Origin of the sequence: Bifidobacterium vansinderenii (assembly GCF_002234915.1) — a bacterium.
Classification (GTDB): domain Bacteria; phylum Actinomycetota; class Actinomycetes; order Actinomycetales; family Bifidobacteriaceae; genus Galliscardovia; species Galliscardovia vansinderenii.
This window is the reverse complement of sequence record NZ_NEWD01000045.1, coordinates 1-24914: the sequence shown is the minus strand read 5'-3', so window position 1 is coordinate 24914 and position 24914 is coordinate 1. Positions and strand designations below refer to the sequence as shown.

Below are 24914 nucleotides of genomic sequence, written 5' to 3'. Positions count from 1 at the left end.
GGCGGCGGTGACCAGGGTGGCTTCCGGCTCGGTGGCGTCTTTGGTGGTTTGGGAGTTTGTGTTTCCGGTGTTGAGGGTTTGGGTGAGGGTGTCGATTTGTGAGCGTTGGGTGGCGACGTCGGATTCGAGTTGGTGTTGTTCGGCGTTGCGTGTGGCGACTTGGCTGGCGAGTTCCTGGCGTACTTTTTGCCGGGTGTTCATGTGGAGTTCCTGGACGATGACGCAGCCTGATATGCCGACGATGACGCAGAAGATGAAGGTGAGGATTTTGGTGATCCAGGTCATGGCGGGTGATTGTTCCTGGACGACCAGTGTGGAGTCTTCGAAGAGGGGGTCGAGGGGTCGGTTGGTGAGGTCGTCGATGAGGTGGAGTGATTCGTCGACGACGCGGCGGCGGCGTGAGCGTCCTGTGACGTGGGTGTCGTCGCGGATGGCGTGGCGGTTGATGAGGCCGAAGACTGATCGGGAGTGCGCTGATCTGCGGTGTATTGGCGCATTCCCGGAGTCTGTCGGGTAGGATATGGGGGCGCGGTCACCGGGCATGGGCGTGTTGTCTTTCGGCGGTGGTGTGGTTGAGGAGTGTGGCGCCTTGGGTGATGTAGATGATGCCTGCGGTCCAGTAGAGGACGGCTCCCCAGATGGCGCCGGCGACGCCGATGTAGTGCAGGATCATGAAGAATGGTGTGGCTGCGAGGTCGGCGACGATGAGTACGGGTACGGACATGAGCAGGAGTGCGGTTCCTGCTTTGCCGACGAAGTGTACTGGCAGTGGGCCGTAGTCGTTGTTGGAGAGGATGAGGACTTCGATCAGCATGACGAGGTCTCGTGATCCTACGGCGATGAGGAGCCACCATGGTAGGATGTCGGCCCATCCGAGGGCGAGCATGGAGCAGATGATGAGGAGACGGTCGGCGATGGGGTCGAGGATCTGTCCGATGCGGCTGACCTGGTTGAATCGTCGGGCGATGTAGCCGTCGACGCCGTCTGATGCCGATGAGATGGCCAGGATGATGAGTGACCATACGAGGTATCGTTTGGAGATCAGTACGGCGATGACGGGTATGGATAGGATGCGGAGGAAGCTGATGGCGTTCGGCACGGTCCAGATGATGTTCTGGGGTTCGGGGCTGAACGCCTCATCCTCCGCATTGGTGTGTGTTGGCTGTTGGCTCATGGAGTCGTGGTTCACATTCGGGACGCCTGGATGGCGGTGACGATGATCGCTCGTGCGCCTACCTCGTAGAGGTCGTCCATGAGTTTGTTGACCTGTGCGCGGGGCACCATGACGCGGACCGCGGCCCACTGGGAGTCGTGGAGGGGTGCGACGGTCGGGGATTCGAATCCGGGGGTGATGGCCACGGCCGCGGCGACCTTTTCGACGGGGATGTCGTAGTCCATGAGCACGTAGCTGTGGGCGGTGAGTACGCCCTTGAGTCGCCTGGAGAGGACCTTGAGCTCGTCGTTGCCTTCGGCGAGGCGCGGGGAGCGGATGAGGATCGCCTCGGAGTGGAGGATCGGGTCCGCGAAGATGCGCAGGCCGGCGTTGCGCAGCGTGGTTCCGGTGGATACCACGTCGGCGATGAGGTCGGCGACGCCCAGGTGGACCGAGGATTCCACGGCGCCGTCCAGGTGGATGATGTCGGCGTGGATGCCACGGTTTTCGAGGTAGTCGTGGACCAGCTTGTCGTAGGAGCTGGCGACGCGCTTGCCGTCGACGTCGGCGAGGGTGGTGATGCTGGACTCGTTCGGCGCGGCGAAGCGGAAGGTGGAGGCACCGTATCCCAGTGCCATCGTCTCCACGGCCTCCGTGCCGGAGTTGAGCAGCAGGTCACGGCCGGTGATGCCGACGTCAACCGTGCCACGGCCGACGTATACGGCGATGTCCAGCGGACGCAGGTAGAACAGTTCGATGCCGTTGTCCGGGTCCTCCACGACGAGCTGACGGGAATTCGAACGCAGTCGGTATCCAGCCTCCTGAAGCATGTTCCACGACGGTTCGGACAGCATTCCCTTGTTAGGAACGGCGATTCTCAGCATTGGAATCGATCTCCTTCATATAGATGCGATGGTGACTCGTGTGTGGGCGAGGATCACAGGTGCTTGTAGACGTCCTCGAGGCTGATGCCACGGTCGATCATCATCACCTGGATGTGGTACAGCAGCTGGCTGAGTTCCTCGGCGGTGCGATCGGCTCCCTCGTATTCGGCGGCGATCCAGCTCTCTCCTGCTTCCTCCACCAGCTTCTTGCCGATGAAGTGCGTGCCCTTGGCCAGTTCCTCGACGGTCAGGGATCCTTCGGCCTTGGATGCGGCCTTGGCGCTGAGCTCCTCGAACAAGGAATCGAAGGTCTTCATAACTTGGGATTCTCCTTTATGGTTTTCGGCCGGCGGCATAGGAGTCCGCCGGCCGTATGGACGACACCCGGACGGGTGACGCTCAGTCTCGGTATGCGGCCTGCGCGTTGGAGCGGATCAGGTCGATCTCGGCGGCGATGTCGTCGGCGCCGTACACGGCGGAGCCGGCCACGAGCACGTCGGCGCCGGCCTCGGCCACGATGTGCGCGGTGCTGCGGCTGACGCCGCCATCCACCTGAATGTGCGTGTCGAGACCACGGCGGGTGATCTCGTCGCGCAGGCGGCGGGTCTTGGCCATCTGGTTGGCGAGGAACTTCTGGCCGCCGAAGCCGGGTTCGACCGTCATGATCAGGATCATGTCGAACTCGTCAAGAATATCGAACAAAGGTTCGACGGGCTCTGCGGGACGGACGGCGAAGCACGCCTTGCAGCCCATGTCGCGCAGCTGACGGGCCAGACGGACGGGAGCATGGGTGGCGCCCATGTGGAAGGTCACGGACTGGGCGCCGCACTTGGCGAACTCGGGGGCCCAACGGTCCGGATCCTCGATCATCAGATGCACGTCGACCGGCAGCGGGCTTACCTCGCAGATACGCTTGACGATGGGCTCGCCCAGCGTGAGGTTGGGAACGAAATGATGGTCCATGACATCGACGTGGACCAGATCGGCGTTGGCGATCGCGTTGAGATCGCGTTCGAGATTGCAGAAATCAGCGGACAGAATGCTCGGTGCAATTTGAATCGTCATACGGCCCATTCTAAGGATGCTGAACGACGACTGGCCGTCCGGCAGGGTGTTTCTTCTCGATATTTGGCATCAGCGGCCGCTTTTGCCGGCGCCGGCGGCGGCCTGTTCGGCGGCCATGCGCTCGCGCTCGTCCGCGGTGACGGCCGTCAGACGACGCGACAGGTCGGCGCTGTCCGCTCCCCTCCGCCACAGCAGGACGAACAGCACGGCACCGAGGACGAACACCAGAATCGCGGTCCACACGTTGATGCGCAGGCCGAGGACGATAGTCGAATAGTTGATGCGCAGCATCTCGATCCACGTACGGCCCGCACCGTACCACATCAGGTACATGGCGAACTGCTGGCCGGCCCTGAGCGTTCCGGCCAGACGGCGTCCGACCAGCACGATCAGCGTGGCGCCGACCAGATTCCAGATCATCTCGTACAGGAACGTGGGATGGAACAGCGTGCCCACCGGGCACGGCTGGCCGTCATAGCACACCTGGGTCTTGCCGATGGCGTCGGCGTCGTTGAGCGCGAGTCCCCAGGGCAGGGTGGTCGGCTTGCCGTACAGCTCCTGATTGAACCAGTTGCCCAGACGCCCCACGGCCTGCGCCACCATGAGGCCGGGCGCGAGCGCGTCGGCGAGCAGCGCGAACGGGTAGCGCTTGTGCCGGCACCAGAGGAAGGCGGCGAGCGCGCCGAACATGATGCCGCCGAAGATGGCCATGCCGCCCTCCCAGACCTTGATGATGTTGATCGGGTTGCCGGTGGGTGGGAAGTATGCGCTGGGGGTGGTGACGCAGTGGTAGAGGCGGGCGCCGATCAGGCCGCTGGGGACGGCGACGAGCGTGGTGTCGAGCACCTGGTCGAAGGTGCCGCCGTAGCGTTTCCACCGTGTGGTCAGGATCCAGACTGCGAGGCAGATGCCGATGAGGATGCAGATCGCGTACATGTGGATGGTGAGTGGTCCGATGTGGAATTCGGAGAAGGTCGGGGATGGGATATACGCCAGGTTCATCGTGCCTCTGTCTGTTGTCTGGTTGGGGTGCTTATACGTGTGCGGCGGTCGTGGGGTTTCCACGGCCGCCGCACGGTGTTGTGTCGCTGTGTCGGTTATCGGGCGTTGCGCACGCCTTCGGCGAGCTCGTCCGCCTTGGCTGCGAGCAGGGCGAGGCCTTCGCGGGTGTCGCGGGCGGTCTTGTTGTCGTCGTTGAGCAGGGTGTGGACCAGTGCGGATCCGACGATGACGCCGTCGGCGTAGGCGCCGACCTTCGCGGCTTGGTCGGCGGTGGACACGCCGATGCCGACGCACACGTGCTTGGCGCCGGCCTTGCGGGTGCGTTCGACGAGTTGCTCGGGTGAGGAGCTGATGGTGGCGCGTTCGCCGGTGACGCCCATGCGGGAGGCCGCGTAGACGAATCCTCGGGCGTTGCGGGAGACGACGGCGAGTCGTTCGTCCGAGGAGTCCGGGGAGACGAGGAAGATGCGGTCGAGTCCGTGGCGGTCGGAGGCTTCGATCCACTCCCCTGCCTCGTCGGGGATGAGGTCGGGGGTGATGAGTCCGGCGCCGCCGGCGTTTTCGAAGTCGGTGGCGAAGCGTTCCACGCCGTAATGGTAGATGAGGTTCCAGTAGCTCATGATCAGGGGGACGCCGCCGGCGTTGGCCACGGTTTCCACGGCCTTGAACACGTTGTTGATGCTTTCGCCGTTGTTCAGGGCGATCTGGCTGGCGGCCTGGATGACGGGGCCGTCCATCACGGGGTCGGAGTAGGGCAGGCCGATCTCGACGGCGTCGACGCCGTGCTCGACCATGGTGCGCAGCGCGTCGAGGGATGCGTCGGGGTTCGGGAACCCGTAGGGCAGGTAGCCGATGAAGGCCGGGCGGTTGTCGCCGGCGAGCCGGTCGAACATCGTTTCGGTGGCGCTGGGCTTGTGGCTGATGCCCAGGGGCTGTCCTGATGGTGTGGTTGCTGCGTTAGTCATATGTTCGCGTTCCTTGTCTAAACCTTGTCTGGTCTTCAGGCGACGGTGTTGCCGTGGGCGCCGGTGACGTCGAGGGCGGCGGCCTGGTCGTCGGTCAGGTAGCCGAACCATTTGCCGGCGGTGGCCATGTCCTTGTCGCCTCGGCCGGAGATGTTGACGATCATGACGGCCTTGTCGTAGCCCTTCGCCTTGAGGTCGGCGGCGGCCTTGTAGGCTCCGGCGACGGCGTGGGAGGATTCGATGGCGGGGATGATGCCCTCGGTCTGGCTCAGGTCGCGGAACGCGTTCATGGCCTCCTCGTCGGTGGCCCAGCTGTAGTTGACGCGGCCGATCTCCTTGAGCCATGCGTGCTCGGGACCGACGGACGCGTAGTCGAGGCCCGCGGAGATGGAGTAGGTGTCGAGCGTCTGGCCCTCGTCGGTCTCCAGCAGGTAGCTCTTGGCGCCCTGGAACATGCCGAGCTGGCCGGTGCCGGGGGCGAAGCGGATGGCGTGCCGGCCGGATTCGGGTCCGTTGCCGCCGGCCTCGTAGCCGTACAGGTTCACGCGATCGTCGTCGAGGAACGCGTTCATCACGCCGATGGCGTTGGATCCGCCGCCCACGCACGCGCACACCGCGTCGGGGTGGTCGATGCCGTACCAGTCGCGCAGCTGCTCCTTGGCCTCCTCGCCGATGATCTTCTGGAAGTCGCGGACCATGGCCGGGAACGGGTGGGGTCCCGCCACGGTGCCGAGCAGGTAGTGCGTGTCCTTGACGTTGGTGACCCAGTCGCGCAGCGCCTCGTTGATCGCGTCCTTGAGGATCTTGTCGCCAAGCGTGACCTCGACGACCTCGGCGCCGAGCATGCGCATGCGGGCCACGTTGAGCGCCTGACGGCGGGCATCGATCTGCCCCATGTAGATGCGGCACTTCAGTCCGAGCATCGCGCACACGGTGGCGGTGGCCACGCCGTGCTGGCCGGCGCCGGTCTCCGCGATCACACGGGTCTTGCCCATACGCTTAACGAGCAGCGCCTGTCCCAGCGCGTTGTTGATCTTGTGGGCGCCGGTGTGGTTCAGGTCCTCGCGCTTGAGGAAGATGCGCGCGTCGAGCCCGGTCTTCTCCCTGACGAGCGCGGCGAAGCGCGGAGCCTCGGTCAGCGGGCTGGGACGGCCCACATACCGCTGCTGCAGCGTCATGAACTCCTTGTGGAATTCGGGGTCCGCCTTGGCCTCCTCGTACACGCGTTCCAGTTCGTCCAGCGCGGTGATCAGCGCCTCGGGCACGTAACGGCCGCCGAACTGCCCCCAGTACGGTCCCTGATGTTCGCTCAACGGAGTGGTTTCGGATGCTTTCACTCTTGCTCCTGCCTTCACTAGTCGTTCCACTGCAAGTTCATGATCGTCGGCGGTGGCCACGCCCTCGCCCACCAGCACCGCGTCGGCGCCGGCACGCCCGTAGTCCTCGACCTCCACCGCGCCGAACACGCCGGACTCGGCGACGCGGATCACGTCGTCCGGCAGATCGGCGGCCAGCTCGTTGTACTTGCGCACATCCACCCTGAGGTTCTTGAGATTGCGCGCGTTGATGCCGATCACCTTCGCCCCGGCGGCCACTGCCCGGGCGATCTCCTCACGGGTATGGGTCTCCACCAGTACGGTCATGCCCAGATCGTGCGCGAGCGCGAGCAGGTGACGCAGCTTCTCGTCGTCGAGCGCGGCGACAATGAGAAGCACCAGGTCGGCGCCGTGGGCACGCGCCTCGTAGATCTGGTAGTCGGTGACGATGAAGTCCTTGCGCAGCACGGGAATGTGCACGGCTGCGCGGACCTTGTCGAGATCATCCAGGCTTCCAAGGAAGCGTCGGCCTTCGGTCAGCACGGAGATCGCGCTGGCGCCGCCGCGTTCGTATTCGCGGGCGAGCGCCGCGGGGTCGGGGATGTCGCTCAGATGTCCCTTGGACGGGGAGGCTCGTTTGATCTCGGCGATCACGGGGATGCCGTCGGCGCGCTTGAGCCATCGTGTCGCATCGATCGGAGCGGGGGCCGCGAGCGCGGCCTTCCTCACTGCCTCTAGCGATACGGTGCGCTCGCGGGACTGCTGGTCCTCCAGTGCGCCCGCCACCAATTCGTCCAATACCGACATGGTTCTCCTTTAGCGAGCTTGCTTGTTGTCACCCTTCTTATAGCACAGTTTGCGCCGGGGGCTGCGTGGTTGTCTTATTTAACGGTTTTGAGCTGTGCGGCGATCTGCACGGCCTCGACGGAGGCTTCGGCCTTGTTGCGGGTCTCCTGCCATTCGTTGGCGGGCACGGAGTCGAGCACGATGCCGGCGCCGGCCTGGACGCTTGCCTCGTGGTCGCGCAGGAAGGCGGTGCGGATGGCGATGGCCATGTCCATGTTGCCGGAGAAGTCGAAGTAGCCGACGGTGCCGCCGTAGATGCCGCGGTCGGCGGGTTCGATCTCGTCGATGATCTCGACGGCGCGTGGCTTGGGCGCTCCGGACAGGGTGCCTGCGGGGAAGGCTGAGGTGAACACGTCGAAGGCGGTCATGTCCTTGTGGACCTTGCCGGTGACGGTGGAGCAGATGTGCATGATGTGGCTGAATCGTTTGATGTCCATGAGGGAGACGACCTCCACGCTGCTGGGCTCGCAGACCCGGGACAGGTCGTTGCGGGCGAGGTCGACGAGCATGATGTGCTCGCTGCGTTCCTTGGGGTCCTCGAGTAGTTCGCGGGCGAGTCGGGCGTCTTCCTCGGGCGTGGCTCCGCGGGGGCGGGATCCGGCGATGGGGAAGGTCATGGCGTGGCCTTCGTCGACCTTGATGAGGGTCTCGGGGCTGGAGCCGATGACGTTGAAGTCGCGTCCCTGGGCGTCGGTCAGGGCGAAGAAGTACATGTAGGGGCTGGGGTTGAGTGTGCGCAGTACGCGGTAGACATCGAAGGGGTCGGCCGGCGAGTCGATGTCGAGTCGCTGGGAGATGACGACCTGGAAAACGTCGCCGTCGATGATGTGCTGTTTGGCGGTCTCGACGGCATGCTCGTAGTCGCTCTTGGCGGTGCGGAAGCGCAGTTCGGGCTGGGGGACGGTCGGGTCGAGGATGTTGACCTTGGATTCGTTGGCCGTGGGGGTGGCGGCGTCCCGCTGCATGCGTTCGAGACGGCGTACGGCGTCGTCGTAGGCTTCGCTCTCGCGGGTGGGCTGGTCGTCGAAGTTCACGGCGTTGGCGATGAGCCAGACGGATCCGTTGACGTGGTCGACGACGGCCATGTCGGTGGCGAGCGCGAGCACGGTTTCGGGCTGGCCGGTCTCGTCGGGCGCCTGGGCGCGCAGCGTGGGCTCCCAGTGTCGGATCGCATCCCAGCCGACGCTGCCGACGAGGCCGCTGGTCAGGCTGGGCAGTCCCTCGATCCTGGGTGAGGTGAGCAGTCGGAGGGTGGCGTGGGCCACGTCGAGCACATCGCCCTCGGTGGGGACGCCGAGCGGAACGGTGCCGAGCCAGTCGGCCTGCCCCTCGTTGGAGCGCAGCTGTGCGATGGAGTTGACGCCGATGAAGGAGTAGCGGCTCCAGGATCCGCCGTATTCGGCGGATTCGAGGATGAAGGTGCCGCTTCGTCCCGCGGCGAGACGCTCGTAGAAGCCGACGGGGGTCAGCGAGTCGGCGAGCAGACGGCGGACCACGGGGATGACGCGGTAGCCTTCGCCGGCGAGCCGGTGGAAGGTGTCGCGGTCGGGCCAGGTCTGTCCCCAGTGCAGGTTCTTCACGCTGTTGGTGTTCTCGCTCATGCCTGAGCCTCCTCGTTGTTGTCGTCCTGATCGCGTTCGCCGATGACGACGGGCAGTTGACCGCCTTCCTCGAAGCAGGAACGCTTGCCGGTATGGCATGCGGCTCCCACCTGGTCGACCTCGACGAGGATGGCGTCGCCGTCGCAGTCGAGGGCGAGGCTCTTGACGTACTGACGGTGTCCGGAGGTGTCGCCCTTGCGCCAGTATTCCTGACGGGAGCGGGACCAGAAGGTGACGCGTCCCGTGGTCAGGGTGCGGCGCAGCGCCTCCTCGTTCATATAGCCCACCATGAGCACTTCCCTGGTGTCATACTGTTGGATCACCGCGGCCACCAGTCCCTTGGCGTCCTTTTTCAGGCGCACCGCGATCCTGGGGTCGAGGCTGGTGGTGTTGTCGTAGTCGTTGTGCTGTTCCTGCATCTTGTCCTGTGCTGTCATTGGTCGTGTCAATTGTCGTGTCGTACGTTTATCGCATGATGCGCGACGGTTGTCGTCGCGCATCATGGTCGTTATCGGACTTCGTAGCCGTGGGCGGCGAGTTCCTTCTTGACGTCGCCGATGGTGATCTGTCCGAAGTGGAAGACCGATGCGGCGAGTACCGCGTCGGCGCCGGCCTTGATCGCCGGCGGAAAGTCCTCGGCCTTGCCTGCGCCGCCGCTGGCGATGATCGGGATGGATACCTCGTTACGGACCTTTTCGATCATCTCGAGATCGAAGCCGTTCTGCGTGCCGTCGGCGTCCATGGAGTTGAGCAGGATCTCGCCGGCGCCGAGCTCCTCGGCCCGTTTGACCCACCACAGGGCGTCGATGCCCGTGGATTTGCGACCGCCCATCGTGGTCACCTCGAATCCGGACTTGGTGTGTCGTTCGCCGCGCTCGCGTCGGGCGTCCACCGACAGGACGAGCACCTGGCGGCCGAAACGGGTGGAGACGTCGCTGATCATCTGCGGGTTGTTGATGGCGGCCGTGTTGACGCCGACCTTGTCCGCACCGCAGCGCAGCAGCATGTCGACATCGTCGACCGTGCGTACGCCGCCGCCCACGGTGAGTGGGATGAAGAGCTCCTCGGCGGTGCGGCGCACCACGTCGTACATCGTCTGCCGGTGGGAGCTGGACGCCGTCACATCGAGGAACGTGAGCTCGTCGGCGCCCTGCCGGTAGTATTCCGCGGCGAGTTCGACCGGGTCACCGGCATCCCGCAGATTTTCGAAATGGACGCCCTTGACCACGCGTCCGGCATCCACATCAAGACATGGAATGACTCTCACCGCAAGCGACATGCTTACCCCTTTGCGCTCGTAATCGTGTGCACTGGGCAACAGGTTAACGTCACTCTCAGACGGTTCGGCGGTTTCACCGGGCTCATGCCCACATGGTGAAACCGCCGTGATGATGCGCGTCGTCGCGCTAGGATCGGGCGTGCCGCTCCATGGTCTTGGCGGCAAGCTGTCCGCATGCGCCGTCGATGTCGGAGCCTCGGGTGTCGCGCAGCGTGGCCGTGATGCCGGCACGGTGCAGGATGTCGAGGAAGGTGCGCTCGTCCTCCGGGTCGGAGGCCGTCCATTTGGATCCCTCGATCGGATTCAACGGGATCGGGTTGACGTGGGCCCAGTCGTCGCCGTAGTGGTTGAGTCGGTTCGCGAGCTGTCTGGCGTGGATGGCCTGATCGTTGATGCCCCGCATCAGCGCGTATTCGATGCTCACCCTGCGCTTGGTCGCCAGATAGTAGTCGTGCGCCGCATCGAGCACCTGCGTGGTGTTGAACCGGCGGTTCATCGGCACGAGCTCGTCGCGAAGCTTGTCGTTGGGCGCGTGCAGCGAGACCGCCAGACGTACGGGAAGACCTTCGGCCGCCAGTTTCCTGATGCCGGGGACCACTCCCACGGTGGATACGGTGATGTTGCGGGCGGAGATGCCGAATCCGTCGGGTGCCGGCGCACTGATCTGACGGACCGCGGACAGAACGGAACGATAGTTGCCCATGGGCTCGCCCATGCCCATGAAGACCACGTTGCTCAGACGCCCCGGGCCGCCGGCGNTCAGACGCCCCGGGCCGCCGGCGATCTCGCCGTCACGCATCTGCGCCGCGGCGACACGCACCTGTTCGAGGATCTCGCCGGCGGACATGTTGCGGGTGAGCCCCAGCTTGCCCGTCGCGCAGAACGGGCAGCCCATGCCGCAGCCCACCTGGCTGGAGATGCACAGGGTGGCGCGGTTGGGGTATCGCATGAGCACGGATTCGATCCGGGAGCCGTCGAACAGACTCCACAGGGTCTTGACCGTCATGCCCTGATCGGCCTTCTGCTGCAGCATCGGCGTGATCAGCGTGGGGAAGAACGTCTCGGCGGCCTCGGCCCGCTTGGCCGCCGGGAAATCGGTGAACTCCTCCGCGTTGACATCGAAATGCGCGAAATAGTGGTTGGCGAGCTGCTTGACGCGGAACTTCGGCAGACCGAGCTTCTTAGCGGTCTCGACGCGTTCCTGCGGGGTCATGTCCGCGAAGTGCACGGGCGGCTTGCCACGTCGCGCGTGCTCCTTGGACAGAATGTCCTTGAATGCGCCTTCGGCGCCACCGGAAGTGATGCCGGTTTCGATCTCCTCGTTCATGCTCTCCCCTATTCGCCTCGATATCGCCTATGTGCGTTTTTACCGATCGGACATCCTATCACAGGCCGGTCGCGGCCAACGTGATGCAGATGAACGGCGCGGCCATGAGAATGGAGTCGACGCGGTCGAGCACGCCGCCATGCCCCTTGAGCAGGTGCCCCATGTCCTTGATGCCGAGATCACGCTTGAGCATGGACGCGCACAGGTCGCCGAACGTGCCCACCACGCCGACCAGCACGCCGAGCAGCACAGTCACCCACCAGCGGCTCGACCAGACCGTCTGATCGTAGGTGACCAGGAAGATGACCAGGGATCCGAGGAAGCAGAACAGAATGGATCCAAGCAGACCCTCCACGGACTTCTTCGGGGAGATGCGCGGGGACAGCTTGTGCCTGCCCAGCCAAGCGCCGAACACGAGACCTCCGATATCGCCCAGCGAGGGGACGAACACCAGGAAGAACGCGTGGGCCACCGGGTGCGCCCACGTCAGCGGCAGGATGATGAAGCACGCCAGGAACGGCACGTACATCATGGTGAACAGCGATACGCTCACATTCGTCAGACGCGCGACCCGATGGGATTCCGCATCGACGTTGAATGACGAGAACTCACGCATCTGCGCGTCGGCATTCGACAGCTTCGACGCGACCGCCATGGACACGCGGCGCCCCACCATGCTCAGTCGGGTGGATGCCGTGAGCGCCACGACGGCCAAGGCCATGGAGACGGTTGCCGACATCGCGGCGATATGGTTGGGAAACGCGTAGGTGGAGACCAGCGTCACGGCGGACGCCAGCCACAGCGTCAGCACCGGGATGCGAATGCCCACCGTCGCGAAGTCCACGCGAAGCTCCCACAGGGCCAGAATCATGAAGACGACGACGAGGCCGACGAAGACATCGACGTTGATCAACAGGCTGGCGAGAATCAGCACGACGAGCAGTGCCCCCGTGCCGATGGCCTGCGGCATGTTCCTGCCGGTGCGCTTGTTGATGGAGTCGATGGCCTCCTCGGCCTCTTCCTTGCGTTTGGATGTGCTCATTGCAGCGGTGTCGAGCCGATCAGACCTCGAGGATTTCCTTTTCCTTGGCGGCGAACAGGGCATCGATCTCGTCGGTGACCTTCTTGGTCGCCTTGTCGAGCTCCTTCTGCAGACGGTTGCCTTCGTCCTCGCCCATGTCGCCGTCCTTGACCGCGGCCTCGATGGACTCCTTGGCCTTGCGGCGGATGTTGCGAATGGCGACCTTGCCGTCCTCGGCCTTGCCCTTGGCGAGCTTGACGTACTCCTTGCGGCGGTCCTCGGTCAGCTCGGGCAGGGTGACGCGGATCACGTTGCCGTCGCGGTTCGGGTTCACGCCAAGATCGGAATCGCGCAGCGCCTTCTCGACGGCGGACGCCTGAGACACGTCGAACGGGGTGATGGCAAGGGTGCGGGGCTCGGGAACGCCGATGGTCGCCATCTGCTTGAGCGGGGTCGGGGCGCCATAGTAGTCCACCACGATGCCGTTGAGCAGCGCCGGGTTGGCACGGCCGGTGCGAATGCCCGCGAAGTTCTCCTTGGTGGACTCGACGGTCCTGCCCATCTGCGTGGTCGCCTGATCAACGATGGTTGCCATTGTTGTCTCCTTATTGCCGGTACGCCATCGGCGTACAATTGAAATCTTTATGGAACGCCGACTACTTCGTCTCGGAGTCGACCTCGCCGACCAGTGTTCCCAGAGGCTCGCCGGTGAGTGCCGCGGTGACGTTGCCAATGCCCTCGAGTCCGAACACGCGGATGTTCAGGGAGTTGTCCCTGGCCATGGACAGCGCCGAGGCGTCCATCACGGCCAGATTGTCGACAAGCGCGCGGTTGTAGCTGAGCTTGGTGAACATCCGGGCTTCGGGATCCTTGTTCGGATCCGCGGTGTACACGCCGTCCACGCCGTTCTTGCCCATCAGCACCTCATCGCAATGGATCTCCAAAGCACGCTGGATGGACACGGTATCGGTGGAGAAGTACGGCATGCCGGCGCCGGCACCGAAGATCACCACACGGCCCTTCTCGAGATGGCGAATAGCCTTCAGCGGGATGTAGGGCTCGGCGACCTGCGTCATATGGATCGCGGACTGGACTCGAGTGGCCTGTCCCTCCTGCTCCAGAAAGTCCTGCAGCGCGAGGCAGTTCATCACCGTGCCGAGCATACCCATGTAGTCGCCGCGGGAGCGGTCGATGCCGGCCTGCTGCAGCTGGGCGCCACGGAAGAAGTTGCCGCCGCCCACGACGATCGCCACCTGCACGCCCTGTCGGACGGCCGCGGCGATCTCGGACGCGATGCGACGGACCACCTTGGGATCGATGCCCACATGGCCACCGCCGAACGCCTCGCCGGAAAGCTTGAGAAGAACCCTGCGTCCATTCTGACCGCAGCTGTGCGTGTCATGGGTACAGTTGTCAGACATACCACACCTTTCGTCTGTGCAAAAACCGTATTCAATCGTAACCGCGAACGCTGACATCACTGGTACCGACACCACGAAAAAAGGACGATCCCGTACAAGACGGAATCGTCCTTTCATTCACCGGGCGGACACCGATGGGTCACCGGCGTCCGACGGCCGCGATGTTGTCGCGTGCGAAGGATCAGGCCTCCGCGCCCTTGCCGACCTCGAGACGGGCGAAGGCCAGAGCCTGGCCACCGGCCTGCTTGAACAGGTCACCGACGGTCTTGGACGGATCCTTGACGAACTGCTGCTCCAGCAGCACGTTCTCCTTGAAGAAGGCATTGAGACGGCCTTCGACGATCTTCGGCACGATCTTCTCGGGCTTGCCCTCGGCCAGGGACTTCTCGGTGGCCACGCGACGCTCGGACTCGACGATGTCGGCCGGGACGTCCTCGCGGGTCAGCCACTTGGCGTCCATGGCGGAGATCTGCAGGGCGGCCTCGTGAGCCACGGCGGCGCCGGCCTCATCGGTGGCGATCATGGCGACGATGCTCGGCGGCATCTCAGCGGACTTCTTGTGGGCGTAGATCTCCACGTGCGGGCCTTCGAGCTTGGCGAACTGGCCGAGCTTGACGTGCTCGCCGAACAGGGCGGCGGCCTCCTCGATGGCCTCCTTGACGGTGCCATCCTCGGCGGGGGCGGCCAGCACCGCTTCGGCGTCGGCGGCCTCGGCCTTGACGGCGTCGGCGAGAATGCTGTCGGCGAACTCCACGAACTTCGGGGTCTTGGCCACGAAGTCGGTCTCGGAGTTGAGCTCGGCGGCGTAGCCGACCTGGCCGTTGGCGGAATCGACCACGGTGGAGGCGATGGTGCCTTCCTGGGCCTTGCGGCCCTCGCGCTTGCCGGCGGCCTGAATGCCCTTGGCGCGGATGATTTCCTTGGCGCGGGCGACGTCACCTTCAGCCTCGGTAAGAGCCTTCTTGACGTCCATCATGCCGGCACCGGTGTCTTCACGAACCTGCTTGATGAGAGCGGCAGTGATCTTTGCCATAGCTTGTTGTCTCCTCAGTACATAGGCGACCGTGTTATCACGGTCTCTACCATCATAAACATCAGCCGTCCCCTTTTCGGCGGACGGCTGAAGTCAGGTCACTCGGCCTTGGATTCCTCGGCGGCCTCGGCGGCGGGAGCCTCCTCGGCGCCCTCCTTCTTCAGCAGCTCGGTCTCCCACTCGGCCATCGGCTGAGCGTCGGCCTTGCCGTCGGCCTTGGCGCCGGCCTTGCCGGAGCGCTCCAGCAGACCGTCGGCCACGGCGTCGGCCATCAGGGAGGTGAGCAGCTCGACGGCGCGGATGGCGTCATCGTTGGCCGGGATCGGGTAGTCCACGAGATCGGGATCGGTGTTGGTGTCGACCAGGGCGACCACGGGGATGTGCAGCTTGTGCGCTTCCTCGACGGCCAGGGACTCCTTGTTGATGTCGACCACGAACAGAGCGGAGGGGGTGCGGTTCATGTTGCGGATACCGCCCAGCTGCTTGACCAGCTTGTCCTTCTCGCGCTCGAGGAGCAGGAGCTCCTTCTTGGTCAGACCGGAGGAGTGGACGTCGGAGAAGTCCATCTCCTCGAGCTCCTTCATGCGGGCCACGCGGGTGCTCACGGTCTGGAAGTTGGTGAGCATACCGCCGAGCCAACGCTCGGAGACGTACGGCATGTTGACGCGGGTGGCCTGGGCGCTGATCGCCTCGGCAGCCTGCTTCTTGGTGCCGACGAACAGCACGGTGCCGTTGTGGGCAACGGTCTGCTTGATGAAGTCGTAGGCCTTGTCGATCAGATCGAGGGACTTGAACAGATCGATGATGTGGATGCCGTTGCGCTCCATCAGGATGTACTGCTTCATCTTGGGGTTCCAACGGCGGGTCTGGTGTCCGAAGTGAACGCCAGCCTTGAGCATCTGGCTCATGGTGATCTGTGCCATGATTTACCTTTCTTGTCGGTTCTTTCCTGGCCATGCGCGCCTGCGTGCAACTCCCAACGGGAGCCGACCGACACAGGCCGTCGCCGACATGGCGCGTATTCGCGTGCCGGTTAGGGAATATCAGGGGTGGTCGTTCGCATCTGCGACTACACGAAGGACCAAAATGGCACGCAAGTCACGATTGTATCATGAGACACGCTGGGGTGTCACCTGGAACGCATGAGACGCAAGGCCTCCCGACGTTCCTCCTTTTCCAGACGATCAAGGTAGACATGGCCGTCGAGATGGTCGCACTCGTGCTGCAGCATTCGACCCATCAGCCCCTTGCCCTCAAGCACCACGCGCTTGCCGTCGAGATCGATGCCGGTGACCCGGGCGTAGTCGGCGCGACGGGTCTTGTACCACAGGCCGGGAACCGACAGGCACCCCTCGTCTCCGTACTGCTCGCCGCTCGTCTCCTCAAGCACCGGATTGAGCACGTAGCCGATCTTGCCTTCGATGTTGTACGAGAACGCACGCAGGCTCACACCGATCTGGTTGGCGGACAGGCCCGCGCGTCCGGGATCGTCCACGGTCTGCAGCAGGTCCGTCACCAGCCGTTCGATCGCCGGAGTGATGGTCGTGATCTCATCGCACGGGGTGCGGAGGACCGGGTCGGGAACCACTCTGATCTGCCTGATAGCCACGGGGCATTACTCCTTGTCACTTGTCTTGTCGGCGTTTTCGCCACCATCAAGAGTACCGGACTCCCCCGCCGGAGCATCCGCATCCTCATCGAGTGCCTTGAGGCGCTTCGACACGGCATTCAGGGAGTCGCCCATGCTCTTCGCCTGGTCGAGCATCGGTTCAAGGCGCTCTCCGGCCTCCTTGATGCGTGGCAGCGCGCTCTCCTGCACCTTCTCGAGGAACTGGGCGGAGGCGGTCGACTGGGGACGGGTCCCGGCCTTCGGCGCATACAGCACCTTGTCGATCACATCGGCGTATCGCTTGAGCACCGCGGGTCGGACGACCTTCATGCTCGGGGTAAGCGTGCCGTCCTCCTGATTGAAGTCGCGGTCGAGGATGACGAACTTGCGCACGGACTCCGCTCGGGACACCGTGGCGTTCGCCTGATCCACATACTGCTGCACGAACGCGCGTACGGCGTCACTGTCGGAGATCTCCTCCGCGCTCATGGAAGCGTCGAGTCCCTGCGCCTCCATCCAGGAGGCGAGCATGTCCGGGTCCAGCGCGATGAGCGCGGAGATGAACGGACGGCCGTCGCCCACCACTACGGCGTGGGACACGATCGGGCATGTGGCGATGGTGTCCTCCAGCGGGGCCGGGGAGACGTTCTTGCCGCCAGCGGTGATGATGATGTCCTTCTTGCGACCGGTGATGAAGGTGAATCCACGGTCGTCGATGCGGGCGAGATCGCCGGTGTGCAGCCAGCCATCTGGCTGCAGCACCTCGGCGGTGAGCTCGGGCTGATGGTAGTATCCCAGGAACACGCTGGCGCCTCGGATCATGAGTTCGTCGTCATCGGCCAGCTTCACCTCCATGCACCCCGGCAGACCGACCGAACCGATTTCGTTCGCGTCCTGGAAGTTCACCATGCAGGGTGCGGCGGTCTCGGTCATGCCGTAGCCCTGAATGAACGTGATGCCGTCGAAACCGTTGAAGAAGTGCGCCAGATCGGTGTTCAACGGGGCTCCGCCGCACGCCAGATACTTGAGGTTCGGTCCAAGCGCGGAACGGATCGAGGATCCCACCGTCTTCATGTAGAACGCGTGACGAATCCGTTCGATGGCCGAGTGCCGGCCATTCTCCTGCTCCTGCTTCGACCACTGAACAAAGTGGTCGACGGCCTTGGCGAAGATGCGGCCGCTCATGCCGGTGCCGGCCTTCTGCGACGCGGCGTTGTACACCTTTTCGAAGACTCGGGGCACGCCGAGCAGATAGGTGGGTTTGAATCCGCGCAGGTCCGAGAGAAGATGCTTGGCGCCGGGGATGTATCCGACCACGCCATGGGAGCCGATCGCCACGTACTGGATGTATCTGGCGAAGCAGTGGGCCAGCGGCAGGAACAGCAGGAGTCTGCTGGGCTGGTAGAGCATGTCGTTGAGCACTTCATAGCCGTTGAGCACGGTATGGGTGAAGTTGCGGTGCGACAGCATCGCCCCCTTCGGCTTTCCGGTGGACCCGGACGTGTAGACGATCGTGGCGAGGTCGTCGGCCTTGACACGATCGATGGCCTCGTCGAGTTCGGCGTCATCCACCGACTTGCCGAAATCGGAGATCGCCGCCACGCCATCGGCCTTGAAGTTGAATACGTATCCCAGCGAGTCATGGTCCTTGCGGATCAGCTCCAGCGTCTGCGCATGTTCGTGATCGCCGGCGAAGGCGATCTTGGGTTCCACATCCTCGATGATGTTCGCCGCCTGCTTGGCGGAGTCGGTTTCGTAGATCGGCACGCTCACCACGCCGATGGCCGCACACGCGAAATCGACGACCCCCCACTGATAGCAGGTGGGCGAGTAGATCACGATGCGGTCCCCGGGATGGACACCGAGCCCCATGAGGCCCTTGGCCACCCCTCGAACCGCATCCAGCATCTCCCCCGCCCTGACGTCGTGCCACCGTCGTGACTCGTCTTGCCATTGGGCGATGAGATCGTCGGAATCCCGTTCGACCCTATGGGCGAGCAGCGAATAGATCGTGTCCTTTTCCGTGGTGGGATGAATGACATCCACCGAATATTCACGCAGCATAGGCACCATCATAGCTTCATCACCGGCGAGAGCGCCGCATCCCCAGCGGGGGAAGAACCGACGGAAGCGAATGACGGATCAGCCGAAGTCCAGCACCGTGCACAGCCAGCGGCCGCCCTTGCGCCGCAGGACCAGGCTCACCCGGTAGTCGTCGTATCCCACCGACAGTCCGACGCATGCGTCGAAGCAGTCATGATTGACCACCGTGCCGAACAGGTAGGTGGGAACCGAGGGCATGTGCCGATGCAGCGGCCCCTCATGCTTGTCGCCCTGAATCAGCTGGGAGAAGTACATGATGCGGTCAAGACTGTCGTCGGATACAAAACGTTCCAGCATGCGTCCGGGAAGACGACCGCGAATGACGTCGGCTCCCAGACACGCCAGACGGCATGCCTTGACGGCGAGATCCATACTCTCCTGAACACCGATATCCTTCGGCACCAGCCGACTCACCCTCATGCGGACGCCGCCCTCGGCGTTCTCGCCATAGAAGTTCGGCACGATGAACGAAAGCGCCATGTCTTCTTCGTTGAAGTTCGAATTGGATCCCGCAGCCGAATCAGGTTCTTTGCCCTTCATGTTCGGTCCTCTCTGGAGGGGTCTCGGTCACGGACGAACTGCCCGTGTTGTCCCCCTTCGTCCCATAGATTGCCCCCTTTTACCCGTCGCGGTCAACTCGCGCCTCATGAAATGTGGATAAATTCCCGCATATTTTGGCGCTTTGTCCGCAAGATCACATTTCGGGGCCGCCGACACGCTCGGCGACGCCCGACAAATCACAGGTCAACATGATGTTCAGTGATGTTGCGATCAGAGACCGGCATCGGCTGCGCTGACATATCCGGCATCGATCAGCGCGCTCTTGAGATTGCTCGCCGACACGTTCTGCAACGACAGATGGATGGTCGGCACCTGTGCACCGTTCATCTCGGTGGTTCCCGAAAGGGACAGCGCCTTGACCGAACTGAGTTTCCTGCCGGCATTGAGCGCAGCGCTCGCCGTGGCGATGGACGTCGCATAGTCGTCGCGACGCTCCAGACCGGTACTCCACTGCTGGCCGTTGACCACGGCGCTCAGATTCGACGGATAGGCGCCGTACCCCGTCACGATGGGCCACGCGGGGTCATCGACCACGGCGGACTGCTGCCCCTCGGATGAGTCTGCGGAATCCGTGTCCGGATTCTCCTCCGCTTCCGGTGCCACCTTCTGCGGTTCCGGGACCTTGTCCTTCTTCAGATCCTTGTTGCCGGCGATGTTGTCGACGATGCCGCCGATCGTGATCTTCGGATTGATGTCGGCGGCCGTGCCCTCGTATCCAAGATCGGCGAGCGCGCTGGTGGCGCCGGATGCGACGAGATCGTTCATGGCAAGGACACCGTCGATGGGCAGGTGGACGTTGGCGTCGTCGGCCTTTAGCCGGCTGGCGAGCGCGGCTTTTGCCGAGTCCTTGTCGGTTCCGGTGAATGTGACCTGATTCCAGCTGTTTTCGTCGCTGGTGGTGTTGAGGAGTCCCGATGGGCTGGTTGCCGCGCCGGACGCGAAGTAGGGCCCGAGGACTTCCCATATGCCGGCGAAGGCTTCTCGGTCTGCGTTGTCGTCGCCGTTTGAGGGGAGGAGGATTTCGATGTTCTTGGGGTTGTCCTTGGTGGCTTTGGACAGGACGAGCTTGTCTGCCAGAAGGGTGGCCTGGGTGTGGGCGATTTCCCGTATGGTGGACATGTTGACGTAGGCGTCCGGGGTGTATCCGTCAAGGGTGTTGGACACCAGGATCACGTGGATTCCCGTGTCGTGGGCCTTGGTGAGGGCTTCGGCGAGGTCGGCGGCCTGGGTCTTTGCCGTGGAGTCCTGATCGGTGTCGTCGGCGGTGGTCGTCAGTGCCTGTGCCACATAGTCGCCGTATTGTCTGGTGATGTCGTCAGGCTGGGCGACGGGGGCGATGATGATGGTGGCCGGGCGGGAGTCGTCGTGGCCGTCGATGTAGTCGGTGACGGCCTTGGTCTGGTCTTCGAGTGTCTTGGATTTGACTGTGGTGACGTCCTTGTCGTCGAATCCGTCGTTGTCGAGGGCGGTTTCGAGTGCAGAGCTGAGTTTGGTCCACTTGTTCAGCGGGGTGCTCTGCGAGAGGGTGATGCCGTCGTTGGGTAGGAGGATGGCGGCCTGTCCGACGTCGGTTGACGATTGGGATGTGCTGGTGGACGGTGTGGGCTCGGGTTGCTGCTGGCCGCAGGCCGCGAGAGTCCATAGCATTGCCGTTCCGGTCAGCAGCGCGATGATCTTCGCGCCCCAATCGTTCCTTCCGCGCACAACATCACTTCCTTCGCTAGGAGGCCCGGGTCCGTCCCGTGTCTGTCAAAGTTGGCTATGGGCATTTTAGGGCATTTTCCCGACGCGGAACAGCGAATGCCGGCCGACGTTGCGTGTCGACCGGCATTCGATGGAAGTGTGGTGGTCAGTGTCAGGCGAGCGCCTTGGCGAGTTCCTCGTCGAGTGCGTCCATGAATCCTTCGGTGTCGAGCCAGGGCTGGTCGGGTCCGATGAGGAGGGCGAGATCCTTGGTCATGCGTCCGGATTCCACGGTCGAGACGATGACGTGTTCCAGGGTTTCGGCGAAGTGCGCGACTTCGGGGGTGCCGTCGAGCTTGGCACGGTGCTTGAGGCCGCCAGTCCATGCGTAGATCGATGCGATCGGGTTGGTGGAGGTCTTCTCGCCCTTCTGCCAGCGGCGGTAGTGGCGGGTGACGGTGCCGTGGGCGGCTTCCGCTTCGACGGTCTGCCCGTCGGGGGTCATGAGCACGGAGGTCATGAGGCCGAGGGAGCCGAAGCCTTGGGCCACGGTGTCGGACTGGACGTCACCGTCGTAGTTCTTGCACGCCCACACGTATCCGCCGTGCCATTTGAGCGAGCTGGCGACCATGTCGTCGATCAGACGGTGCTCGTAGGTCAGGCCCTCCTGCTCGTAGCGCTCCTTGTATTCGGTTTCGTAGATTTCGGCGAACAGGTCCTTGAAGCGTCCGTCGTAGGCTTTCAGAATGGTGTTCTTGGTGCTCAGGTACACCGGGTAGTGGCGCAGCAGGCCGTAGTTGAAGCAGGCGCGGGCGAAGCCCTTGATGGATTCGTCGAGGTTGTACTGGACCTGGGCCACGCCGGAACCGGGGTAGTCGAAGACGACGTGTTCGATCGGCTCGCTGCCGTCCGACGGGGTGAAGGTGATGGTCAGTCGGCCTTCGCCGGGGACTCGGAAGTCCGTTGCCTTGTACTGGTCGCCGAACGCGTGGCGGGCGACGACGATCGGCTTGGTCCAGCCGGGAACGAGCCTGGGAATGTTGGAGATGACGATCGGCTCGCGGAAGATGGTGCCACCGAGAATGTTGCGGATCGTGCCGTTGGGAGACTTCCACATCTTCTTGAGGCCGAATTCCTCCACGCGGGCCTCGTCAGGCGTGATGGTGGCGCATTTGACGCCCACGTGCTCGCGCTGGATGGCCTTGGCCGCGTCGATGGTCACCTGGTCATCGGTGGCGTCGCGATTTTCGATGCCGAGGTCGTAGTAGTCGAGATCGACGTCAAGATACGGCAGAATCAGACGGTTCTTGATGTCCTTCCAGATGACGCGGGTCATCTCGTCGCCGTCAAGTTCGACGACTTTGCCTTCGACTTTGATTTTCGCCATGAACGTTGCTCCTTTTACTCAAGGCACGATCATTGATATGGTCACAATGACAGTGTCCTTCATACAGGATTCATGTTTCGTTCGTCGGAAACGTCCATAAAACGTGAGATTCGCGCTTTTCCGTCGCTACGCCGCATTAGCCTAGAATGCATGACTCAAGAGACTGAAATCGGCCTGGGCAAGTCCGGCCGCATGTGCTATTCGCTGGATGATGTCGCCATCGTTCCCTCTCGCCGAACCCGTGATCCCGAGGATGTTTCCACCTCCTGGCAGGTCGACGCCTATGAGTTCGACATTCCGGTCATCGGCGCCCCGATGGACTCCGTGATGAGCCCGAAGACCGTGATCGAGCTTGGTAAGCTCGGTGGTCTGGGAGTGCTCGATCTTGAGGGTCTGTGGACTCGATACGACGATCCCGAACCGCTGCTCAAGGAGATCGCCGAGGCTCCCGCCGAGGAGAGCACCACCCGCATGCAGCAGCTGTACACCGCCCCGATCCGCGCGGATCTGATCACGCAGCGTCTGCACGAGATCCGTGAGGCCGGAGTCACCGTGGCCGGCGCCCTGACTCCGCAGCGCACGCAGGAGTTCTACTCCACGGTCATCGATGCCGGAGTCGACCTGTTCGTCATTCGCGGCACTTCGGTCTCCGCAGAACACGTCTCCCGTACTCACGAGCCTCTGAATCTGAAGAAGTTCATTTACGAACTCGACGTGCCGGTGATCGTCGGCGGCGCCGCCACCTATCAGGCGGCCCTGCACCTGATGCGCACAGGCGCGGCCGGCGTGCTGGTGGGTATCGGCGGTGGCGCCGTCTCCACCATGCGAACCACGATCGGCATGCATGCCCCGATGGCCACCGCCATCGCCGATGTGGCCGCGGCACGTCGTGACTACATGGACGAGTCCGGCGGCCGTTACGTGCACGTGATCGCCGATGGCGGCATGGGCAACTCCGGCAATTTCGTCAAGTCCTTCGCGCTTGGCGCCGACGCCGTCATGCTGGGTGTTCCGCTGGCCCGCGCCGTCGAAGCGCCCGGCCATGGCGAGCATTGGGGTGCCGAGGCCCGTCATGCCGAATTGCCCCGTGGCTGCCGCTACCATGTCGGCACGGTCGGTGATATGAACCAGATCCTGTTCGGGCCGAGCAATCGTACCGACGGCACGATGAACTACATCGGTGCGCTTCGTCGTGCAATGGCCTACACCGGATACATCGACGTCAAGGAATTCCAGCGCTGCGGCGTCGTAGTGACGCCCTACGAACAGCTCTGAACCGTAAGGCTCGTTCGCTGACATATTCGGGAAGCGGTTGTGTCGCACATCATCGTGTGACACAACCGCTTCTTTTATTGCATGTCGTCGCCCGGGGATACCCGCCGATCTCATGAAATGGTTTTCGAGGATTAGCCGTCCTCGACGGGTTTCAACGCGATGCGCTGAGGTCTGACCGCATGCACGGGATCCTGATACTGCTGTTTTCCCCGACGCATCCCCCAATGAAGGCACCGACCATCACAATGGTCCGAATGTCCCTCGACTCGGCCGAAGCGTTCTCCTCTGCGCAATGTCGTACCGGTCGGCACTGTCGCCACGGCCGGCTCATATGTGGTCGAGACCCCGTTCCCATGATCGATGGTCAGCACGTTCTTGCCGGCAACCTGTCCCGCGAACAGCAGCGTTCCGGAAGATGGCGTCATCAGTTCCGTTCCCGACGCGGCTTGCAGATCAATGCCACGGTGCCCGGCAAGCCATGGCTTCGATGGGTTGTCGAACTTTTTCAGAATCGCCGGATTCTTCGTCTGCACCGGCCAGTCGAATCCACGCCCGCAACCCGCTGCCGCATACGCGGTATCAATGCTCCCGTATGGAAAAGCGACGAATCCCATGGACGTCATCATGATAAACAACAATATGGTGGCAAGGTTTCTGCGTCGTCGTTGACGCTCTCGAGCGCTCCCCTGCAGCAGTCGCCGCAGCAGTATACGGCGACGTTCGTCATCACGATTCATACCAGGCCTCCTTGTTGATCAGCATCTTTGCCATCAAGAAAACCGGGGTTGGTCCAGAGAGTCCAGAGCCAACAGACAATGTGGTCGAATGGACCCTCCTCGTCAGACAAGCCCATCGGCCACGACGATAAATCGAGAGAGTGCCTGAATATATGGGAAAAAGCGCGGATATAGGGTTATAGGCCAGAATGTGTGTCTGTTTTGGCTTGTCAGGCCTTGGGATGATTGGTGTTTCTCTTGTTTGAGTTGTGTGGGCGGGGAACTTGAGGTCGGCCGGAATGTGTGTCTGGAATAGGTCGTAAGGCCTTGTGGAACAAGGGTTGAGCGGCTTTTGAGTTGGCGTGGCAGATTGGGTGGATGAACACACCCAGTTGCGCCGTGTGCGGCGAGTCGATGAAGCGGAATGGAAGGACGAGCGCGGGACGGATCAGGTGGCGGTGCCGGAACGCGGAATGCGGCAGTTCACACACTCAGTCACGTGACAACGGTGCCCGTGATCTGCGGTCCGGTTTGGATTGGCTGTTCTCGAAACAGTCGCAGGCCGAGCACCGTCTGCCGGCCCGTACGCTTCGTCGCAGGTGCGGGCTCATGTGGAGCCTGTGGCCCCCGGTGCCGCTGGTGGACGAGGTCCACCGCGTGGTGCATG

Annotated in this window: 24 protein-coding genes and 1 pseudogene; 2 read left to right on the top strand and 23 right to left on the bottom strand. The window is 63.3% G+C overall.

What is annotated here, in order from left to right:
- The 22 genes and pseudogenes from Tam10B_RS13655 to Tam10B_RS12315 all read right to left on the bottom strand — a co-directional run.
- A pseudogene (locus tag Tam10B_RS13655) lies at window positions 1-285 on the bottom strand (hypothetical protein); the annotation flags it as partial.
- 247 nt (window positions 286-532) lie between these two features.
- Window positions 533-1174 carry a CDP-alcohol phosphatidyltransferase family protein gene (locus tag Tam10B_RS12415; protein WP_093961554.1) on the bottom strand — a complete coding sequence of 214 codons (642 nt, stop codon included), beginning with the start codon at window positions 1172-1174 and terminating at the stop codon, window positions 533-535.
- Between the two features lie 11 nt (window positions 1175-1185).
- The gene (gene hisG, locus Tam10B_RS12410) at window positions 1186-2037 is read right to left on the bottom strand and encodes an ATP phosphoribosyltransferase (protein WP_093961552.1); all 852 of its coding nucleotides are present in this window, start codon (window positions 2035-2037) and stop codon (window positions 1186-1188) included.
- Between the two features lie 53 nt (window positions 2038-2090).
- A complete protein-coding gene (locus tag Tam10B_RS12405) occupies window positions 2091-2354 on the bottom strand; it encodes a phosphoribosyl-ATP diphosphatase (protein ID WP_093961551.1) in 264 nt (87 codons plus the stop codon).
- A gap of 82 nt (window positions 2355-2436) precedes the next feature.
- The gene (gene rpe / locus Tam10B_RS12400; protein WP_093961550.1) at window positions 2437-3102 is read right to left on the bottom strand and encodes a ribulose-phosphate 3-epimerase; all 666 of its coding nucleotides are present in this window, start codon (window positions 3100-3102) and stop codon (window positions 2437-2439) included.
- Window positions 3103-3171: 69 nt separating this feature from the next.
- Window positions 3172-4104, bottom strand: coding sequence for a prolipoprotein diacylglyceryl transferase (lgt, locus tag Tam10B_RS12395; RefSeq protein ID WP_093961549.1), 933 nt, complete (start codon window positions 4102-4104; stop codon window positions 3172-3174).
- A gap of 95 nt (window positions 4105-4199) precedes the next feature.
- Window positions 4200-5069, bottom strand: a complete 870-nt coding sequence (gene trpA, locus Tam10B_RS12390) for a tryptophan synthase subunit alpha (RefSeq protein WP_093961548.1) — start codon at window positions 5067-5069, stop codon at window positions 4200-4202.
- Between the two features lie 35 nt (window positions 5070-5104).
- Complete coding sequence (locus tag Tam10B_RS12385) at window positions 5105-7192, bottom strand: bifunctional indole-3-glycerol phosphate synthase/tryptophan synthase subunit beta (RefSeq protein ID WP_093961547.1); 2088 nt, start codon at window positions 7190-7192, stop codon at window positions 5105-5107.
- A 74-nt stretch (window positions 7193-7266) separates the two neighbouring features.
- A complete protein-coding gene (locus Tam10B_RS12380; RefSeq protein WP_093961546.1) occupies window positions 7267-8832 on the bottom strand; it encodes an anthranilate synthase component I in 1566 nt (521 codons plus the stop codon).
- Window positions 8829-9251, bottom strand: coding sequence for a phosphoribosyl-AMP cyclohydrolase (gene hisI, locus Tam10B_RS12375; RefSeq protein ID WP_093961553.1), 423 nt, complete (start codon window positions 9249-9251; stop codon window positions 8829-8831). The genes Tam10B_RS12380 and hisI overlap by 4 nt, the downstream gene beginning before the upstream one ends.
- Before the next feature lie 89 nt (window positions 9252-9340).
- Window positions 9341-10111 carry an imidazole glycerol phosphate synthase subunit HisF gene (gene hisF, locus Tam10B_RS12370; protein WP_093961545.1) on the bottom strand — a complete coding sequence of 257 codons (771 nt, stop codon included), beginning with the start codon at window positions 10109-10111 and terminating at the stop codon, window positions 9341-9343.
- A gap of 127 nt (window positions 10112-10238) precedes the next feature.
- Window positions 10239-11438, bottom strand: coding sequence for a 23S rRNA (adenine(2503)-C(2))-methyltransferase RlmN (rlmN, locus tag Tam10B_RS12365; protein WP_093961544.1), 1200 nt, complete (start codon window positions 11436-11438; stop codon window positions 10239-10241).
- A 58-nt stretch (window positions 11439-11496) separates the two neighbouring features.
- A complete protein-coding gene (locus tag Tam10B_RS12360) occupies window positions 11497-12480 on the bottom strand; it encodes a phosphatidate cytidylyltransferase (protein WP_093961543.1) in 984 nt (327 codons plus the stop codon).
- A gap of 19 nt (window positions 12481-12499) precedes the next feature.
- Window positions 12500-13054: a ribosome recycling factor gene (gene frr / locus Tam10B_RS12355; protein WP_093961542.1), complete on the bottom strand. Its 555-nt coding sequence runs from the start codon at window positions 13052-13054 to the stop codon at window positions 12500-12502.
- A 61-nt stretch (window positions 13055-13115) separates the two neighbouring features.
- Window positions 13116-13880: a UMP kinase gene (pyrH, locus tag Tam10B_RS12350; protein ID WP_093961541.1), complete on the bottom strand. Its 765-nt coding sequence runs from the start codon at window positions 13878-13880 to the stop codon at window positions 13116-13118.
- A gap of 181 nt (window positions 13881-14061) precedes the next feature.
- Window positions 14062-14913: a translation elongation factor Ts gene (gene tsf, locus Tam10B_RS12345; RefSeq protein WP_093961540.1), complete on the bottom strand. Its 852-nt coding sequence runs from the start codon at window positions 14911-14913 to the stop codon at window positions 14062-14064.
- A gap of 98 nt (window positions 14914-15011) precedes the next feature.
- The gene (gene rpsB / locus Tam10B_RS12340) at window positions 15012-15836 is read right to left on the bottom strand and encodes a 30S ribosomal protein S2 (protein WP_093961539.1); all 825 of its coding nucleotides are present in this window, start codon (window positions 15834-15836) and stop codon (window positions 15012-15014) included.
- 206 nt (window positions 15837-16042) lie between these two features.
- A complete protein-coding gene (gene def, locus Tam10B_RS12335; protein ID WP_093961538.1) occupies window positions 16043-16522 on the bottom strand; it encodes a peptide deformylase in 480 nt (159 codons plus the stop codon).
- Window positions 16523-16528: 6 nt separating this feature from the next.
- A complete protein-coding gene (locus tag Tam10B_RS12330) occupies window positions 16529-18586 on the bottom strand; it encodes an AMP-dependent synthetase/ligase (protein WP_093961537.1) in 2058 nt (685 codons plus the stop codon).
- 78 nt (window positions 18587-18664) lie between these two features.
- A complete protein-coding gene (locus Tam10B_RS12325; protein ID WP_093961536.1) occupies window positions 18665-19165 on the bottom strand; it encodes a hypothetical protein in 501 nt (166 codons plus the stop codon).
- A 231-nt stretch (window positions 19166-19396) separates the two neighbouring features.
- Window positions 19397-20890 carry a substrate-binding domain-containing protein gene (locus tag Tam10B_RS12320; protein WP_093961535.1) on the bottom strand — a complete coding sequence of 498 codons (1494 nt, stop codon included), beginning with the start codon at window positions 20888-20890 and terminating at the stop codon, window positions 19397-19399.
- A gap of 151 nt (window positions 20891-21041) precedes the next feature.
- On the bottom strand, window positions 21042-22256 hold the full coding sequence (locus Tam10B_RS12315; protein ID WP_093961534.1) for an NADP-dependent isocitrate dehydrogenase: 1215 nt from the start codon (window positions 22254-22256) through the stop codon (window positions 21042-21044).
- A 150-nt stretch (window positions 22257-22406) separates the two neighbouring features.
- On the opposite strand from Tam10B_RS12315, the gene Tam10B_RS12310 reads away from it, so the two are divergent.
- Window positions 22407-23531: a GuaB3 family IMP dehydrogenase-related protein gene (locus Tam10B_RS12310; RefSeq protein WP_093961533.1), complete on the top strand. Its 1125-nt coding sequence runs from the start codon at window positions 22407-22409 to the stop codon at window positions 23529-23531.
- Between the two features lie 131 nt (window positions 23532-23662).
- Here Tam10B_RS12310 and Tam10B_RS12305 read toward each other — a convergent pair whose 3' ends face one another.
- On the bottom strand, window positions 23663-24268 hold the full coding sequence (locus tag Tam10B_RS12305) for a M23 family metallopeptidase (protein WP_093961532.1): 606 nt from the start codon (window positions 24266-24268) through the stop codon (window positions 23663-23665).
- A gap of 357 nt (window positions 24269-24625) precedes the next feature.
- On the opposite strand from Tam10B_RS12305, the gene Tam10B_RS12300 reads away from it, so the two are divergent.
- A partial coding sequence (locus Tam10B_RS12300; RefSeq protein ID WP_456297857.1) for an IS1/IS1595 family N-terminal zinc-binding domain-containing protein occupies window positions 24626-24914 on the top strand: 289 nt, incomplete at its 3' end.